17 protein-coding genes are annotated in these 17703 nt (G+C 66.5%); 13 read left to right on the top strand and 4 right to left on the bottom strand.

What is annotated here, in order from left to right; all coding sequences use genetic code 11:
- Positions 1-106: 106 nt before the first annotated feature.
- The 8 genes from KHZ24_10555 to KHZ24_10520 all read left to right on the top strand — a co-directional run bounded on the left by KHZ24_10555 (position 107) and on the right by KHZ24_10520 (position 6881).
- Positions 107-751, top strand: a complete 645-nt coding sequence (locus KHZ24_10555) for a sigma-70 family RNA polymerase sigma factor (protein MBS5451628.1) — start codon at positions 107-109, stop codon at positions 749-751.
- Entirely contained in the window at positions 741-1568 is an 828-nt protein-coding gene (locus tag KHZ24_10550; GenBank protein MBS5451627.1) for a hypothetical protein, read from the top strand. Before KHZ24_10555 ends, KHZ24_10550 begins: the two co-directional genes overlap by 11 nt.
- A 143-nt stretch (positions 1569-1711) precedes the next feature.
- Complete coding sequence (locus KHZ24_10545) at positions 1712-2485, top strand: hypothetical protein (GenBank protein ID MBS5451626.1); 774 nt, start codon at positions 1712-1714, stop codon at positions 2483-2485.
- Positions 2485-3264, top strand: coding sequence for a hypothetical protein (locus tag KHZ24_10540; protein MBS5451625.1), 780 nt, complete (start codon positions 2485-2487; stop codon positions 3262-3264). The genes KHZ24_10545 and KHZ24_10540 overlap by 1 nt, the downstream gene beginning before the upstream one ends.
- A gap of 67 nt (positions 3265-3331) precedes the next feature.
- Positions 3332-4213 (top strand): ABC transporter ATP-binding protein, encoded by an 882-nt coding sequence (locus tag KHZ24_10535; GenBank protein MBS5451624.1) that lies wholly within the window; start codon positions 3332-3334, stop codon positions 4211-4213.
- Between the two features lie 339 nt (positions 4214-4552).
- Positions 4553-4759, top strand: a complete 207-nt coding sequence (locus KHZ24_10530) for a hypothetical protein (GenBank protein ID MBS5451623.1) — start codon at positions 4553-4555, stop codon at positions 4757-4759.
- A gap of 79 nt (positions 4760-4838) precedes the next feature.
- Positions 4839-5783 (top strand): VanZ family protein, encoded by a 945-nt coding sequence (locus KHZ24_10525; protein MBS5451622.1) that lies wholly within the window; start codon positions 4839-4841, stop codon positions 5781-5783.
- A 501-nt stretch (positions 5784-6284) separates the two neighbouring features.
- Positions 6285-6881: an ATP-binding cassette domain-containing protein gene (locus tag KHZ24_10520; protein MBS5451621.1), complete on the top strand. Its 597-nt coding sequence runs from the start codon at positions 6285-6287 to the stop codon at positions 6879-6881.
- Positions 6882-6912: 31 nt separating this feature from the next.
- On the opposite strand, the gene KHZ24_10515 is transcribed toward KHZ24_10520, so the two are convergent.
- The 3 genes from KHZ24_10515 to KHZ24_10505 form a co-directional block, all read right to left on the bottom strand.
- Positions 6913-7269, bottom strand: coding sequence for a DUF2200 domain-containing protein (locus KHZ24_10515; GenBank protein ID MBS5451620.1), 357 nt, complete (start codon positions 7267-7269; stop codon positions 6913-6915).
- A gap of 142 nt (positions 7270-7411) precedes the next feature.
- Positions 7412-7576, bottom strand: a complete 165-nt coding sequence (locus tag KHZ24_10510) for a hypothetical protein (protein MBS5451619.1) — start codon at positions 7574-7576, stop codon at positions 7412-7414.
- A 265-nt stretch (positions 7577-7841) separates the two neighbouring features.
- The gene (locus KHZ24_10505) at positions 7842-8828 is read right to left on the bottom strand and encodes a 3'-5' exonuclease (protein MBS5451618.1); all 987 of its coding nucleotides are present in this window, start codon (positions 8826-8828) and stop codon (positions 7842-7844) included.
- A gap of 808 nt (positions 8829-9636) precedes the next feature.
- Between KHZ24_10505 and KHZ24_10500 the strand changes: the two genes are divergently transcribed.
- A complete protein-coding gene (locus tag KHZ24_10500; GenBank protein MBS5451617.1) occupies positions 9637-11133 on the top strand; it encodes a sodium:solute symporter in 1497 nt (498 codons plus the stop codon).
- Positions 11134-11231: 98 nt separating this feature from the next.
- On the opposite strand, the gene KHZ24_10495 is transcribed toward KHZ24_10500, so the two are convergent.
- Positions 11232-12032 (bottom strand): SDR family oxidoreductase, encoded by an 801-nt coding sequence (locus KHZ24_10495; GenBank protein ID MBS5451616.1) that lies wholly within the window; start codon positions 12030-12032, stop codon positions 11232-11234.
- Between the two features lie 308 nt (positions 12033-12340).
- Between KHZ24_10495 and KHZ24_10490 the strand changes: the two genes are divergently transcribed.
- From KHZ24_10490 to KHZ24_10475, 4 genes are all read left to right on the top strand, one after another.
- Entirely contained in the window at positions 12341-12895 is a 555-nt protein-coding gene (locus KHZ24_10490) for a PH domain-containing protein (GenBank protein ID MBS5451615.1), read from the top strand.
- Between the two features lie 2 nt (positions 12896-12897).
- Complete coding sequence (locus KHZ24_10485; protein ID MBS5451614.1) at positions 12898-14952, top strand: PH domain-containing protein; 2055 nt, start codon at positions 12898-12900, stop codon at positions 14950-14952.
- A 315-nt stretch (positions 14953-15267) separates the two neighbouring features.
- The gene (locus KHZ24_10480; protein ID MBS5451613.1) at positions 15268-16056 is read left to right on the top strand and encodes a hemolysin III family protein; all 789 of its coding nucleotides are present in this window, start codon (positions 15268-15270) and stop codon (positions 16054-16056) included.
- Between the two features lie 90 nt (positions 16057-16146).
- Positions 16147-17559 carry an HlyC/CorC family transporter gene (locus KHZ24_10475; protein ID MBS5451612.1) on the top strand — a complete coding sequence of 471 codons (1413 nt, stop codon included), beginning with the start codon at positions 16147-16149 and terminating at the stop codon, positions 17557-17559.
- The last annotated feature ends 144 nt before the right edge of the window (positions 17560-17703 follow it).

Genomic DNA, 17703 nt, shown 5'->3' with positions numbered 1-17703 from the left:
GTGCAAAATCTTTCCCATAAGCCTCAGATGTGGCTTTTCGTTGTCGAGTGAACCCATGGCCGTCTGCGCGCTACCTACAGAAAAAGACGGGAGGTGGGCCGGGCGTATGGGGCTGGCGAGGGCGATACGAGAGAAGCTTGCGCGCTCTGATGAGGACGCATGGGCCCGAGGGCTTCTGGGGCGAGTCGCGGGCGGCGACGAGGACGCGTTCGAGGCCCTTTATGCTCGCTACGCCCAGCCGGTGCTTGCGTTCGTGGTGACGCGCTGCCCCGATCGGGGGCTTGCCGAGGAGGTTGCGGCAGACACATGGCTCGGTTGCTGGCGCTCGGCGCGGGCTTTTCGGGGGGACAGCCGCGTGCTTACGTGGCTGCTGGGGATTGCACGCCGACAACTCTACGTGCGCGTGCGAGGCGTTCGAATGGTGATTGAACCGTTAGACACCGGATCGGGGGACCCGACGGCAGCCGACGAGTTGGGGCTTGGCGCGGAAGACGGGCCCGCCGAGCTGGGGGATCCCGAGTCTCTGGTTTTGGCTGCTGCGGGCGCAAGGGAGCTGGATGCTGCCGTTGCCTGTTTGACGCCTGACCTGCGCGAAGTCGTGACGCTTGCCTGGCTCCATGACCTTCCGTACGAGGAGATTGCGCGTGTTGTTGGCGTTCCGGTCGGCACGGTGAAGAGCCGCGTTTTCCGCGCCCGTCGCCTGCTGCGAGAGCGGCTGAGAGGGTCGGAGGAGGATCACCATGAAAACTGACGAAGGGGCTCCCGGAGATGTCGTGCTGCGGGAGGTCCTAGCGCGCGCCGAAGCGGAGCGGGCTGGCGAGGTACCTTCGTTCGAGCAGGTGAAAGCCCATATCGCAAGGCAGGCCGAGCCGATGGCGGGGCGCCGGTGGACTTTCGTGCACAGCGCGCGACTTGCGGGGGCGCTCGCCCTCGCCCAGCTGAGGGTCGTGCCAGGCCTCGTCGCACCGGTTATGGTGGTCATGGCCGTTGCGGCTGTGCTGGCGGCTCTCTTCGCTGCCGGGGTGCCGGGCAGTTCGGGCGGCGCATCGGCGTCTCGTGATCTCTTCGCTACCGTCCTGCTTGCGGGGGTTGCCCTGACGGTAACGATGGCCGTCGGGCACGTCGAGCACGATGCGGTGAGCTTGGCAACGCCGCTCGGGCCCCAGGTGGTGACGCTGACGCGCCTCGCCCTCGTGCTGGCTCTCGATGTGGCGTCGGGTTTTGTGGCGTCGGTGGTTCTGGGGTCTCTCGGGCAGGGTGATGTCCCGGCGGTGTTGATGGGGTGGCTGCCCCCGCTTGCGCTCGTCGCGGGGTTTGCGTCCCTTGTAGCAATATGGATGGCGCCGTGGGCGGGCGCTACCTGCGGTTTTGTACTTACCCTGCTGGTGAGCCCCGCTGTGGCTGATCTTTTTGGCCCTGCGTGGGGCGTTTGGTTTGCTGGTGCCGCCGCGAGCTTTTGGGGGATGCTCGGGCCGGTTGGCATGGTCACGCTCGGGGTTGCCATGCTCGCGTTGACGGTCGCGACGTCTCGGCGCGCCCTGCTCATGCGTGAGGCCTGGGCGGAATAGGGCCCGGCTGGATCTAGCGGGCGTGATGGGCTTGCGACTGGCCTCGCCTACTTGCGAATTTTCCTCATCTGTGAACCGTCGCGTTCGCTTGCGCTACCTACCAGGTGAAATGGGCCGTTTGAACATCGGAGGGGGCTGATGCCATGGGGGCTCAACAGTTCGAGGAGCGTTCTGTGCCAAACGAGACGGGGACGATCGCCCCGCCGCCTCTTTCCGGGCAATCGCGGGGCTCGCGCCCGTCTGTGCCGACGCTGACGAGCGCGTACCGACATGTTTCGCCGTGGCTACTCCTGCGGGCACAGGCTCGTCGGTTCGGCGCCCTGCCTTTGCTGGGCCTGCCCGCTGCGGCCGCTCTCATGGCGGCGCTCGGCCTGTGGGGTCACACGGCGCTGGCACAGGAGGAGGCGTTCCTGCTGACAGCGGCGCTCGGCCAGCTTTTCCTTATCTCGTGCGGCGTTTTCGCGGCGTCCTTGCTTGCGGGCGACGCGCTGGGGGAGCTGCACGAAAGCACGCCAGCGGGGTTTCGGGCAACCCAGCTCGCTCGTCTGGTGCTCGTTGTGATGGCGACGATCCTGGGAGGCATTCTCTTGTATGTGCCTCTGAGCTGGGATGGGGCTCTGCCTTTCGGAGGCGAGTGGGCGACCATTCTCGTCGAGCCTCTCGGGTCGGCGCTCATCGTGTGCCTTGTCGCGTTCTGCGTCGCGACGTTTTCGGGCTCGACGCAGGCCGCAGTGCTCGCCTCGTTGAGCATGTGGTTCTTTCTCGCTCTGTTCTGGGATCCCAATATTGTCGGCGGTCTGGCGCTCAGGCGTGGCCTTCCACTGGCCGTGATGCTGCTCGTTGCAGCCTGGGCAATCCGGTGCCTGGGGAAGTCCGAGCGCACCATCGAAATGGCGCTGAGAGCGGAGGCCGAATGATGGGGGCTGCCAAGCGTTTTGCCCAGCTGGCCCTTACGCACGTGCGGGTGGCGGCACGTCGTCGGGCACTGTGGAAGGCCATCGTCCCGATCACGCTGCTCGTTACCTTGCCAGCGATATCTTCGCCGATGGAGACCTCGGGGATCGCCGGCAAGCTGGTCACCTTGGGCCAGATGTTCGTGATGCTGGGCACTCTGGTCTATGCGGCGTCGTTTACCGACCTGTTTACGTCGGCTCATCGGCGCGGGCTTGGCGAGGTGGAGTCGGCTTGCCCCAACGGTGGCTTTGCGTTGGCAGCGGCGCGCCTGGTCGGGTCGTTTTCCGTCGCCATCGTGCCGCCGACGGCTGCGCTGCTGCTCATGGGTATCGTCCAAGCATTGCAGGGCAATGCGATGGCGCCGCTGCATGCCCTCGCTGTTGCGGCGACCATCGTCGCTCCGGCGGTGCTGTTATCTGTCGCTATCTCCGGACTGGCCGGCACGCTGCTGCCACGGTCGGTCGCGCGCGTCGCGGCGCTCGTCGTGTGGTGCTTCGTGGTGTTTACGACGCCGGCCATGCATGTGCCGACGCTCAACGGCAGCGTGCTGACGCTGATGGGCGATGCGGTTGCAGCGGGATTCTTTGGCGCGGATCCGGGCACGAGCCCGGTGGGACCGCTCGCCTTTGACGGAAGCGTGGCCAGTGCAGTCGTCTCGCTGGCATGGCAGGGGCTGCTCATCTCGGCTCTCGTGGCGTTGGGGACGCTTGCTGCGCGCCGCCGCTCGCGACGCCGTGGGTAATGCCCCACGTCCTTGGATTTGCCCGCATCCCTGTTTTCTTTTCGTGCAGAAAGGAGCCTGGCCTCCTATGTTTATCTCCATTGATCATGTGAGTAAGGATTTCCGAGACAAGCCGCGTGCTCTCAACGACGTTACCGTTGACCTTCCCTCCGGCATGATCGGCCTGGTGGGACCCAACGGTGCCGGCAAGACGACGCTCTTGCGCATCCTGTGCGGGATCGTGGCCCCGACGCGCGGGCACGTGCTCGTGGATGGAGCCGACATCTCTGCCGCTCGGTCTCGTCGTGCTCTCAAGCGCAGCCTGGGCTACTTGCCGCAGGACATCTCGCCCTACCCCAACCTCACGCCGCTTGAGTTCCTTGACTACATGGGTGTGCTCAAGGGCATGGATAACTCTCGCGAGCGTCGCCGCCAAGCTGCCGAGTTACTGGAGCGCGTGGGTTTGGCTGACGCGGCACACGCGCGCCTCGGTGGGTTTTCCGGTGGCATGCGCCGGCGCGTTGGCATTGCCCAGGCGCTTATGGGAGACCCGCAGCTCATCATCGTCGACGAGCCGACGGCCGGCCTCGATCCCGCCGAGCGCATGCGCTTTCGCATCATGCTTGCGAGCCTGGGGCGCGACCGCACGGTCATCCTTTCGACGCACATTCTCGACGATGTGGCGCAGACGTGTCCCTGGACGTTCATGCTGCAGGCGGGGGGTGTGCGCTATGCCGGCCCGACGATGGATCTCGAGCGGGAGGCACGCGGCCGTACATGGCTGACCCCGCCGCTCATGACGCCGCCGCCCGATGGGGGCGTGCTCGTGAATGCGATTTCCGACGCCGGGGGAACGCGGTACCGGCTCGTGAGCGACGCGCGCCCGGACGGTGCCGAGCCCGTGGAGCCGACGCTTGAGGACGGCTACATGGCGCTGCTTTCCCTTGAGCCAAGGGCGGCAGTCCGATAGGCGCTCGGCACGTCGGGATTTCTGGACGGTTCTTTGTCGCGCGGCTCATTCCCTTGCGTGGGGGTGGGCCGCGCGTTTTCGTGTCGAGGCCGGATTCTGCTTGGCGCCTCGGGGTCGACCCCGCCTCGGCGCCGCCTTGAGACTTTCTTGAGCAGTGCCCCCTATCGTGGTGATGCGGTCGCCGAGGTTGGTGCCGGTCGCCGCTAACGCTTCTGTCACCTGGGGATGACGGTTGCGCAACAGATGCTCTTTTACACGGCCCGATGGAGAAGAATGAGGGTGGCGAGGGGGCAAAACTCCGCCCGGCCCTCTCGCCACTTACCCGCTAGGAGGTGCATTATGTCTGTCCCAATAGCCGCTACGATTTCCGCGCCCGTGTCCGACAAGGGGGTGCCCACGCCTGCCGACCCCCGGCTGGGCGGTATCCCCGGCCCCGAGCGCTGCGCGTTCCTGCGTGCCCTTGGGGCCATCCGTGACGGCGCGTTGAGCCTCGTGGCCACGACGGTGCTTATCCTGGGTGCTGCCTGGCTGCTCCGCAGGGCGTGATGTGCCTGTGGGTACGGACTTTACGCTGAGCTTGGGTTTCCTCTCGGGGTATAGCCGGCAGTTCGCTGTCGCTCTGAGCATGTGGCCGCTTGCGTCGATGTTCTTGACGCTGCCGCTACTCGCGTTTCTCTACCACCGCGACGGCAGGCTGCGTTTCTGGTCCGCCGTCGGCGCGTATCTGTGCGTGCTGTACGGCCTGTCTCTCGTGTGCTTCACGCTGTATCCGCTGCCGACGGGGGACTCGGGCCTCGGCATCACGTACGGCGCGCCGGTGCAGCTCGATCCGCTCGCGTTCGTTGGGGACCTGCGTCGGGATGGCTTGCGCGCCGCGCTTCAGATCGCGTTTAACGTCGTGTTCTTTGTGCCGCTCGGGTTCATCGCGGGGCGTGCCCTGCGTCTGAGCCTGCCCTGGGCCCTGGTCATCGGCTTCGCGGTGTCGCTGCTCATTGAGGTTGCGCAGCTCACGGGCCTGTTCTTTCTCTATCCGTACGCCTACCGCACGTTCGATGTCGACGACCTCGTCTGGAACACGTCGGGGGCGCTTATCGGTTGGGGGTGCGCGGCGCTTTCGAAGCGCTTGCTGCCGAGCGCGATCGCCGGGGTGCCCGCCGACACGACGCGGCCGGGCTTCGTGCGCCGCTGCGTGGCATTCTGCCTCGACATGGCGCTGATGACGACGCTGGTTCTTGTTCTGTGCGCAGGCCTGCAGGTCGTGATCGTGTTGGGCCTGCGGGTCCCCGCCGAGGCGCTCTATGCTGAAGCCTCGTGGGCGGTTGGCGTTGCTGTGGCGGTGTTCCTGCTGTTCGAGGGCATTCTGCCGTGGATGCGCGGTGGCCAGACGCTCGGCGGCGACTTCGTACGCATGACGTTCGAGACGTGCGAGCGACACGGGGTGCGACGGCTCGTGTTCTACGCAGCCAGGCTGGCAACCATCGCGCTGGCCGTCGGCTTCCCTCCGATTGTGGTGCCCATTCTCGCGGTGTTCTACTTCGCCGTCCGCTGTATGCCCTACGACTACATCTAGGGGGGGCGGTGGGCTCGGTTTCGGGGCACTCGCTTGCGTGGCGTTCCGGCAGATTGCCGATCTAGCACAATAAAGTGCTCAAGTGCACATCTCTTGGACGTGTCGTGTCCAAGGTGACCCTCGAGTGCAGGTTTCTTGGGGATGGGCGGCGCGTACTGCGTCCGATGGGACGAGCAGCCCAGCTCACCACCTGCGGTTTTTTTCGGGCAAAGCGCCGACCGTGCCTCCTAGGCGCCTCAATCGACGGAAGAAACCTTCACTCGACGGCCATTTTGCGCACAGGCATCCAAAGAATCATGCACTTGAGGCCGTTCTTGTACGCAACCCGTGCTGCCCGACTATCTGGGCGCCTCCCCGAACGTCTTTAGCACTTCTTTATGGCTGCCTCCGATGATGGGATACGTGGCGGACGCCGGGATGTGTTTCTCGGGCGTCTTGCTCAGATCTCAGCTGGCGCCTCGCGGCGTCTTCGTGCCACCCCAATCGGAAAGGAGCCCCTGCATGGGATACCTGCTCGAAACGCGCGGCCTCACGAAATGCTTCGGTCGCGGGGCCAACGCGCAAACGGCTGTTGACAGCGTGAGTCTGCACGTAGGCGAAGGCCAGGTCTACGGCCTGCTCGGCCCCAACGGCGCCGGCAAGTCCGCGGCGCTCAAGATGGTCTCCGGCATGCTGTACCCAACGGATGGCCAGATCCTCTTCGACGGCCATCCTTGGTCGCGTGCCGACCTCTACCAGATCGGCTCACTCATCGAGGCACCGGCGCTCTATCCCAACCTGACGGCCTTCGAGAACCTGCGCGTGCGCACGACGCTGCTCGGCCTGCCCGAGTCGCGGATCGGCGAGGTTCTCGCGGCCGTTGGTCTCACCGGCACGGGCAAGAAGCGAGTGGGGCAGTTCTCGCTGGGCATGAAGCAGCGTCTCGGCATCGCACTGGCGTTGCTGGCCAGCCCGCGCCTGCTCATCCTCGACGAGCCGGCGAACGGCCTCGACCCCATCGGCATCGAGGAGCTGCGCGGGCTCATCCGGTCGTTTCCGGCCCGAGACGCCACCGTCATCGTGGGTGGCGCGCACCGATGGCCGCCGCGGGGGGAGTAGGGCCTCGCTCTGGCACTGCCCCCGCCCGGGCTCACCGGCGGCGCAGGACCTTCTCCATCGAGCGCCCCTTCGCTAGCTCGTCGACGAGCTTGTCGAGCCGGCGGATCTCTCGCATGAGTGGCTCCTCCACCTCTTCGACGCGCACGCCGCACACCACGCCCGTCACGAGCTCGCGGTCCGGGTTGGGCGCGGGCGCCTGCTCGAAGAATGCCCCGTAGGTTGCGGACGGATCGGCAAGTAAGGTGTCGAGCTGCTCCTGGCTGTATCCGGTGAGCCACCGCGTTACCTCGTCGACCTCGGCTCTCGTGCGGCCCTTACGCTCTGCTTTTGCGACGAGCAGGCCGTACACCTTGGCAAGATTCATCTGGTAGACGCGCTCGTTTGACATGGGGCCTCGGCTCCTCCGGTTTCTTGGGCAACGAGTGGAGCACGCCGCCCAGTGGGCTTGCTGGGTGCTGTTGTACCATGCGTGACGATCTGTCGCACAAGACGGGAGCCCCGTGCGGTGGCTATGCAGGATGAAAAGGCGATCAGAGGTGGCGCGCGTTCTTGCGGTCGATGACGGCCAAGCGATCCTCGACGTGCTCGGGCACGTCCTGCGCCGGGCCGGCCACGACGTCCTTAGGGCGAGATTGATGCGACGCGCGAGCCTCGATAGCCTCTCGCGGGCTCCGCTCTGCGGGAAGGCCGGCCATCCACGGCCAGAAAGCCTGCTCGTGTATGGGCTCCTCTGCCCCAGGGGGCGCCCTCGGGCCGCGTGGGCGCCAAAAACCGCAGGTGGGCTCTGGGCTCGGAGGCGTCGATCCGGATGCGGCCATGCACGCCGCGCATTCCTGTCCAGAAATCGCGTCTCTCGCTACAAAGATGCCCCGCCGACGCCGATGTGCGCGCCGACGGGGCATCCGCATCTCCGTATTTGCCGTGCGTCGCGGCTTGCTTGGCCGCCCGGCCGCGCGCCGCTTACTGCGCGAACATGCTCTTCCGCATGAACTCGGCTTTCACCGTGCGCAGCATGAGGTCGGTGTCGTCGAGGCCGAGGTGCTTCTCGTTGTCCTCCGTCGACAGCGTGCCGCGGCGGCGCGCCCAGTTCTCCAGGCTCGCGGGGCTGGACTCGCGCGGCAGCGTGGCGACCTCGCCGTCGAGTCGGCGGCAGACGTCGCGCGTGTCGATCGGGACGATCTTGCCGGCCTTGCGGGCCTCGGCGTACCCGTCGAGGTGCAGCGTGAACCACGAGTCCTCGAACGCCGCGTTGTGCGCCATGTACGGATAGGTTTGCATGAGCTTGAGCAACGTCTTCTGCAGCTCGCGATCCTCGCGAAACGGCGTGTGCCCCGCCACCATGTCCCACGTGATGTGGTGGATGCGCTCCAGTGGCACGCCCGTCTCGGCGTACATGTCGGGGATGCCGGGGTAGACGGCCTGGGCGTCACGCGGCTCGCCGTCAGTCGTCAGGTCCATGAGCTCCCAGCCGACGTTCACGATGTACCCGCGGTCGGGGTCGCGGCTCGTCGTCTCGATGTCGATGCCGAGCACGGTGCCCTTGATGGGCTTGGCGACGTAGGACGAGGCCAGGTTGTTGCGGTCGCCGCGGATCTCGCGGACGACGGCGCTCTTCTTGCGGCCCTGCAGCGCGGCGACTCCCTGGCACAGGTCGTCGTCGGTCAGGCTGCGCTCCAGGTTGCGGCCCTGCAGGTTGGCCAGGCGCTTCTCACCGATCTCGTCGCACAGGGCGCGGTTGCGGTCGGCGAGCTCGCGCACGATGACGAAGGGGAACTCGGGGTACTTCTTGCCGTCCTTGTCGACACCCTTGAAGAAGGCGTCGCGCAGAAGCTCGATGGCCTCCTCGTTCTTCTGGCGCTCCGAATCCATCACCTGGTAGCCGCTACCGTAGATGAGCTCGGGAAACGCGAACGCGTTGGCGTGTTCGAGAGCCTGGGACAGATTCATGGCGAAGGGGCCTCCTCGTGTAGCGCCCGCAGCGGGCGTGTGGCTTGCCTGTGGGTCCGGACGGGCGTCCGGTGGCGCGGCCAAAAGCGAGGCGCGCTGCCCCGTGGTCGCTATTGCAAGAGAAACCACAGGTAGATAGCGTCGTTTTGCCCGCGCTGCGCAGGTGAGCCAAAATGGACGGTTAACGTGTGCTCGTGGCCCCATGATAGGAAGCCACGGCATACTGGCATTGCCACGCGCCCGGCCTCCCACGCGAAACCCACAAGCCCTGTGCGCGCCCTGCCAGAAGGGAGCTTTTGCTCAGAGACTCACTTGCAAAAGGCTGCATAAAACTGTTCCAAAATACACTCTTGACCGCCGGTGCCTTGCCGCGTAATCTACCGCGCAATCGCACAGCACCTCCACAGGCTATGACCGAGGGCCAGTACGGCGGATGCCGCGCTCACAGAGAGCTGCCGGTTGCTGAGAGGCGCGAGTCGCGCGCCGCCCGAATACACCTCGAGAGCTGCGCACCAAACGGAAGGGGACGGCCCGGCCGACCCTCTCAGTAGGCTGCGCCGGGTGCGCCCGTCAGCGCGCATGGGCTTTCCGGCCAAGGGGCAAGCGCGGGTGACGCTCCGGTTTGGGCAGTCCACAAGGCCGGGGTCGCGAGGCCCTGGCAAACGAAGGTGGTACCGCGGGTTTCTCTCATCCTCATGAAGGCCCGCCCTTCGACGCATCGTCGGAAGGGCGGGCCTTTTGCGTTTGCATCCGCAGCCGCCAGGGCCCCCTCTTCCGCACCGTCCGCACGCGAAAGGGAGTGGGTCCAGTGGTCGTCAAGGTTCTCATGCTCGTCGTGTTCGTTGCGCTGTGTGTCGGCATCGGCCTGTGGTGTCGCGGGCACGCGCACAGCGTCAGCGGCTTCGTGCTCGGCGGGCGCTCCGTCGGCCCGTGGCTGTCGGCGTTCGCCTACGGCACGTCGTACTTCTCGGCCGTCATCTTCATCGGCTACGCGGGCCAGTTCGGCTGGAAGTTCGGCCTGTCGTCCACGTGGATCGGCATCGGCAACGCCATCATCGGCAGCCTGCTTGCCTGGGTTGTGCTCGGCTCGCGCACGCGCCGCATGACGCAGGGGCTCGGCTCGCAGACGATGCCCGAGTTCTTCGGCATGCGCTTCGACAGCCGCGGCCTGCGCCTTGCCTCCGCTGCCATCATCTTCGTGTTCCTCGTGCCATACACCGCCAGCGTCTACAACGGCCTCTCGCGCCTGTTCGAGATGGCGTTCGGCCTGCCCTACGAGGCGTGCATCATCGGCATGGCGGTCGTGACCTGCATCTACGTCGTGCTGGGCGGCTACATGGCCACCGTGGTCAACGACGCGTTCCAGGGCGTCATCATGCTGGTGACCATCACGGCCGTCGTCGTGTGCGTGCTGGCGGCAAACGGCGGCCTCGCCGCGTCCGTCACGGAGCTCGCACAGGTCTCCGACGCCTCTGCCGGCGTTGCGCAGGGCTCGCTGACGTCGCTGCTCGGGCCCGACGCCTTCAGCCTCATGACCGTCATCGTGCTGACGTCGCTCGGCACGTGGGGCCTGCCGCAGATGGTACAGAAGTTCTACGCCATCCGCGACGACGGCGCCGTGCGTCGCGGCACGATCATCTCGACGCTGTTTGCCCTCGTCGTGGCCGGCGGCAGCTACTTCCTCGGCGGCTTCGGGCGCCTGTACGCCGACGAGGTGACGATGGGCGCCAACGGCGTGCCCGTCTACGACTCCATCGTCCCCACGATGCTCTCCACGCTGCCTGACCTGCTCGTGGGCCTCGTCGTCGTGCTCGTGCTGTCCGCCTCGATGAGCACGCTGTCGTCGCTCGTGCTTACGAGCTCCTCGACGCTCACGCTCGACTTCCTCGCCAACACGTGCGTCAAGAACATGGACGAGAAGCGCTCGCTCGGCTGGATGCGCGGGCTGCTCGTCGTGTTCGTCGCGCTGTCGGCCGTCATCGCGCTCGTGCAGTACAACTCCTCGATCACGTTCATCGCCCAGCTCATGGGCATCAGCTGGGGTGCCCTGGCCGGCGCCTTCCTCGCGCCGTTCCTCTACGGGCTGTACTGGCGCGGCGCCACAGCGGCCGGCTGCTGGGCGAGCTTCGTCTTTGGCGTGGGCTTTACGGTGGCGAACATGATCTGGGGCTTCGCGGGGTCGTCCATTGTGGCGGGCGCCATCGCGATGCTGGCGGGCCTCGTCATCGTGCCGGTCGTGAGCCTGCTGACGCGCAAGCCCTCGGCCGAGGTCATCGAGCGTTCGTTTGCGCCGTTCTCGAAGTAGGGGGCACTCCAAGAGAACGCTGCGGCACGCAGAAGGCGGGCGCGGGGAGCTTCGCAGCTTCCCGCGCCCGCCTTCGTTTGAACGCTAGATCGCCCTTGTTACCCGCGCTTAGCCATCGACTGATACAGCGGGTAGAGCGGCGTGCCCAGGCCGCTGCCGCCGGCGAGCTCCAGCACGGCGCCCGTCATGTAGGCGCTCATGTCGCTGGCGAGGAAGAGCACGGCGTTGGCGATGTCCTCCGGCTCGCCGAGACGGCCGAGCGGCACGGTCGACAGGAACGCCTTGGTGAACTCCTCGCTCATGTTGTTCTTGACGGCGTCGGTCGCCACGGCACCCGGCGCGACGGCGTTGGCGCGCACGCCCTGGCGCGCGTACTGGATGGCCGTGTCCTTCGTGATGCGGATGATGGCCGCCTTTGCCAGACCGTAGCTCTCGCGGGCCAGGTCGGGGTAGATGCCGCCCGTCGACGCGATGTTCACGATGGCGAGGCCGCCCTTGTCGCGCATGGCGTTCACGGCGGTCTGCGTGGAGTCCCACACGCTGCGCACGTCGTCCATGACGATCTCCTGCATGACGTCGAACGGCGTGTTGGCGATGTCGTGGTCGCGCGTCACGTCCGTGGAGCCGTAGTTGTTGACGAGGATGTCGATGCGTCCCTCCGCCTCGACGATCTCGCGCACAAAGCCGGCGTACGTGCTCTTGTCGGCGGCGTCAAAGCGCACGTAGGCGGCCCGCCCACCCGCGGCGACGATCTGGTCGATGACGCCCTGCGCGCGCTCGGCGTTGCGGGCGGCCACGTAGACCTTCGCACCCTCGGCGGCGAGCTTCTGGGCGCAGGCCAGCCCGATGCCGCGCGTGGAGGCGGTGACGGCGGCGATCTTTTCCTCGACGAGTCCCATGGCGTGTCTCCCTTCTGGGCGGGGCGTCTTGCGGTGCTGAGGGCGACGCCCGCAGTTGCAACGGATGCCGAGCGTATGCCCGAGGTGCGCCCCTCGAGACCTCCTCCACGGGAACAGCGTCGGCACGCTCGGCGGGCGGCGGTGTTTCTGGCGCCAGGCGGGAAGGCGATGGGGGCTCCGGAGCCGGGGTGAACCTCTCGCTGTCTCACGGCATGTTCCTGACGGATTCTTGTGGGTTCGCAGATGCGTGGGATGCGCCACATTGGGTAGCATGGTGGTAAACAACTGCATTGAACAAGGGAGATGCCGTGGACACACAGTCCGTGCCCGAGAGCCCTGTTGCGCCGCAGTCCAGCGCGCGCCGCGGGCCCGTTCAGCCAGCCAACAAGCTCGACCAGCGCATCACGCGTGTCTGGCGCATTCACGAGGGCATCGCTTTGGTCGTTATTGCGCTCATCGCGGCCTGCGTCGTGGGCGGCATGTACGTGGGCGGCGTGTTTGCGTCCAACTTCGCCGTGGCGTTCTGGGTGAGCTTCGTGGCCATTGCTGTCACGCTTGCCCAGCTCATCGAGTTTGCCGTCGTGCCCTCGATTCGCTACGCCCGCTGGCGCTACGAGGTCACGAACACCGACGTCGTGCTCAAGCACGGCATCGTCGTCGTGAAGACCGTCGTCATCCCGCTCGTGCGCGTGCAGCACGTCGAGACGAAGCAGGGCCCCATCCTCAAGGGTTGCGGCCTTTCGAGCGTGACGATCTCGACGGCCGGCGACAGCTTCGAGATCCCCGGCTTGGGCTCGTCCGAGGCTGAGCGCCTGCGCGACCAGGTGGCCGTGCTCGCGCGCATCGCTCAGGAGGACGTGTAACCATGGCCGACTCAACGCTGCGCCCTGATCAGCAGGGTGCCCCTGACGGCCGGACTGCGAGCCCTGATCGGCCTGCCGTTGGCGGCGCCCCCGTCCCGCCCGCCGGGTTTGCGCCCTCGCCTGTTGCGGGCGCCCCAGCTTCCGCCGGCGAGGCGACGCCAACCGCGCGTCCTGAGCGACCCGTTCCTGCGGGTGCTCCCATTGCTCCCGATGCGCGCCGGCCCGAGGACGACGCTCCGCGCTCGGCGTTCGAGACGGCTCGTGCGGCTGTCGAGAGTATTCCTGGCCTGGGCGACATCAACGTCAGCCAGCTTGACGCCATCGCGCCTGGCCCGCATCGCGCTTCCCCGCTCTCGTTTATCCCGACGAGCTTCAAGATCATTCCTTCGTTCCTCGCCATCATCGTCGTGTGGGTGTTCCAGCTGCCAAAGGCGTTCGAGAAGTCCGGCGGCGCCATGGTGCCGCTGTTCCTCACGGTGCTCGTGATCGTGGCCCTGCTCGTGCTCGCCGCGATCATCGCGCTCGTCTCGTGGCGCATCCACACGTGGGAGCTTGAAGACGACGCCCTGGTGCTGCGCAAGAAGTTCGTCACGAGTACGGAAAAGCGCATCCCCTATCAGCGCGTTCACTCTATCGATCTCAACGCCGGCCTGTTCTCGCGCCTGCTCGGCCTCGTGGACGTCTCCGTGGACACGGGCACGGGCGTAGCCGACAAGATCGACGGCCTCAAGCGCTCCGACGCCGAGGTGCTCAAGCGCACGGTGTTTGCGCGCAAGGAGCTGCAGGGCAAGGCGGCCGTTGCGCGCGATGGGGTTCCCGCCCCTGCGGGCATGGGCGCACCCGTTGACAGTGCGGCTTCCGTCGAGCCCCAGCCCGTCGCGCCTGCGGCTCCCGATGACATCCTTACGTCGGATCACGTCGACCACGAGACGCGCCTCACGCGCCGGCAGTACGTGCTCGGCGCGCTCACGAGCCCCAACATCAACGGCCTCATCGTGTCGCTCGTCGGCTTCGTGGCCGGTCTGTTCAGCCTGCTCGACTACGCTGCCGACATATTCGGCGAGCAGGTCATCTACGGTCTGCTGGGTTCCGGCGTCGAGATCACCGTCGATTCGGCGGCTGACATGGCAAGTGGCATAGACCTGGGCCTCGTCGCTGTGATCGTTGGCGTGCTGCTGGTCGTGCTGCTCGTGGTGTGGGTCGCCTCAGCCGTGCTGTCGCTCATTAAGTGGGGCAACTTCGTCGCGCGCCGTCGCGGCGATCGCGTCGAGGTGTCGTGGGGCCTGCTGTCGCGCAGCACCCGCGCCGTCGAGCTCGGTCGCGTGCAATATATCAGCGTCGAACAGTCGCTCATCCGCCGCGCGACCGGCTATGCGCGCATCGTCGCGCATACGGTCAGTGTGAGCTCGGGGGAGGATGCCAGCTCTCTGGAGGCGGGCGTCGTCATCCACCCGTTCATCAAGCTTTCCGAGGTGGACGCCTGGCTCGCCGACATGCTGCCCGAGTTCTCCGGCATCGTCGGCGCGGCTCCCGACTTCGACCGCCTGCCGTTGCCGGCGCTGCGCCGCACGCTGCTGCATGGCCTGTATTGGGCGCTTGCGTGCGCGGTTCCTGCGGTGATCCCGACGATTCTACGCGCCACCGATGTGATGGTTGTCACGGGCAGCACGGCGTGGCTTGTGGATGCCGGCATCGCGACGCTCTGGGTACTGGCGGCGTTCGTGCTGGTGTGGGGCGAGTTCGTGCGCGTGCTGGCGTGGCGCCATCGCCGCATCGGCACGAGCGGGCGTCTGTTTGCGCTGCGTGACGGGGCCCTGGGCAGCACGATCAGCGCGACGCCGCGCACGAAGGTACAGGCGCTCAACGTGAGCCAGTCGCCGTTCCAGCGCGGTGCGGGCGTCGGTACGGTGCGCGTGAACACGGCCGGTGCGGGCGGCGACCTGCGCATGCGCGACGCGGGCACCAGCACGACCGACGGGCTGCTCGACTGGGCGCGACCGCGCTACCACAACGAGGAGCAGGTGGCCCGCGCCCTCACCGACGCCGGCCTGATGTAGGGACTTGCCGCCCGCCGACGCCACGCAGCTTCGGGGTGTCGGCAGGCTTCTTTTCGCGTGAGGCGTCCTGCCCACGCACCCACCGCGCTCCCCGCGAGTTAGCCGGAGCGGCCCGCGTGAACGTTCGCTGGCCGAGGTCGGGTCGCCCGGCGCCGTCTGACAGCGCGTCGCGCAGTTCGGGTATAGTGAGACGTACCTTGTTTCTCGTTCGTGCGCGCGTCACGCTCGCTCTCGGTCTGGGCGGCTTCCTTTTGAAGGAGCCTTCTCGATTCGAGGCGCACCTGATGCCACGCGCCAAAGGAGTCGATGCACGCGATGGCGGGTTCAACACCATCATCGGAGGGTGAGCCTCCGCACAGTACCACGGCCGCACCTGCGGTGACAGACGACGCCTCGTGCGGCGACTGTGCCTGCGTGGGCGGCGGCCCTCTCGACTCCGCGGCGCACCCCACGTGGGAGCAACGCCGCGCCGGCAGGCAGTACACCATCGGCGAAGAGATCGCCAACTCCATCTCACACGGCATCGGGGCGGGCCTCTCCATCGCGGCGCTCGTGCTGCTCATCGTGTTCGCCTGCACGCATGGCGGCGGCCTCAAGCTCGTCTCGGCGCTCATGTTCGGCATCGCGCTGCTGCTCGAGTACCTGTTTTCGACGCTGTACCACGCCATCCAGCCCGTGCGCGCCAAGCGCGTTCTGCGCATATTCGACCACTGCGCTATCTACATTCTCATCGCGGGCACGTATGCCCCGTTCCTTCTCGGCCCCCTGCGTGACGAAGGCGGCATCGCCATGTGCGTGGCCATGTGGGTCGCGGCCCTCATCGGCGTGACGGTCGAGGCGTTCTCTCGCGAGCGCCAGCCCAAGTGGGTCAGCGCGCTCATCTACCTTGTCATGGGGTGGGTCATCGTCTTCAAGCTGCCGGCGCTTGTCGGTGCCATGCCCGAGCCCGGCCTGTGGCTGCTGTTCGCTGGCGGCCTCTCCTATACGGTGGGCGTGCTGTTCTACCTGCTCAAGAAGGTGCCCTACATGCACATGGTGTGGCACCTCTTCGTGCTGGGCGGCAGCGTGTGCCACTTTCTGGCGGTGTTGCTGTTCGTCTACTAGTCGCCCTCGTCAGGCACTGCGGGCGCTCTGCGCTCGAATCCGTTTTCGTTTCCGCTCCCGAAGATTATGTAAGGGGTCTAACACACGCCCATGGGCATAGGTATCAGCATCGTCGTCTCGTTCCTTCTCATCCTGGCAAACGGCTACTTCTCGATGTCGGAGATGGCCCTTGTCAACGCCAGTAAGCCGCTGCTTGACCACGACGCCGAAGAGGGCGACAAGAAGGCCGCCCGCGCCGCCGAGCTCTCGAGCGACTCAGGCCAGTTCCTCGCCACGATCCAGGTCGTCATCACGCTCGTCGGCTTCTTCGCGTCGGCCATGGCGTCGACGAACCTGTCCGACCCGCTCACGAAGGCCATCCAGTCGTGGGGCATCGGCTGGCTCTCCGCCATCGCGCCGGGGCTGTCGCCCATCCTCATCACGCTCGTCGTGTCGTACTTCAGCATCGTGATCGGCGAGCTCGTGCCTAAGCGCATCGCCCTGGCGAGCCCGGAGAAGACGGCCAAGTCCGTGGCTGGCCCGCTGCTGTTCTTCAAGAAGCTCATGGCCCCGCTCGTGTGGCTGACCTCGGCTTCCGCCAACGGCCTGGCCACGTTGCTGCGCATCAAGAGTGCTGACGAGAACCAGGTCTCCGAGGAGGAGCTCAAGTACATGGTCGCCGAGCAGGACGACCTGTCCGACGACGAGAAGCGCATGATCCACGACGTGTTCGACCTGGGCGACGCCATCGCGCGCGAGGTCATGGTGCCGCGCGTCGACGTGACGGCCGTCGAGGATACCGACGCTGTGCAGGACGTGCTCAAGCTCATGAACGAGACGGGCTTCTCGCGTATGCCTGTGTATCACGAGGATATCGACCAAGTTGTGGGCGTCGTCAACATCAAGGACCTCATCGCGCCGGCGCTGCACGGCAAGGGCGGCGACGCCGTGAAGGAACACATGCGTCCCGGCATATTCGTGCCCGACACGAAGGACCTTGTGCCGCTGCTGTCCGAGATGAAGTCCAAGCGCAACCAGATGGCCATCGTCGTGGACGAGTACGGCGGCACGGCGGGCGTTATCACGATCGAGGACATCGTCGAGGAGATCGTCGGCGAGATCGAGGACGAGTACGACCCGGACAACCGCAGCATCACGAAGGTGTCGGATCGCGAGTGGGTCGTCGAGGGCGCCTACCCCACGGACGACGCCGTTGAGCTCGGCTGGCCCATCGAGGAGAGCGACGAGTACGAGACGATTGCCGGTTGGCTCATGGACGAGGTGGATTCGCTGCCGCGCGAGGGTGACGTCTACGAACGCGACGGGTGGACGTTTGCGGTGACGAAGATGGACGGCCGCCGAATCGCGAGGGTGCGCGTGACGGCGCCTGAGCCGGGGAGTGCCGAGGGAGGGGACGATGCGTCCGGGGAGGACGGGGACGGCTCCGGTCCGGCTGCCGGGCTGCGCAAGCTGACGCAGCGCCTGACCGCTTCCGACGAAGAGGACGAGAGCGACAAGCGATAGGGAGCCCCCGCGGTTCCGTTGTCGAGAAGGGGAGGGGTGCCGCCTGTGAACTGCGCCCCAAAACTTGGATGCTAAAATGAGGATACCCTAAGCGGCCTCCAGAAGGGCCTGCTCCCGGAACTCGACCGGGGTCAGGCCCTTCAG

Source organism: Coriobacteriia bacterium (assembly GCA_018368455.1).
Lineage (GTDB): Bacteria > Actinomycetota > Coriobacteriia > Coriobacteriales > UMGS124 > JAGZEG01.
Note: the sequence above shows the minus strand (reverse complement) of the source record. Positions and strands in the feature narration are given on the sequence as shown.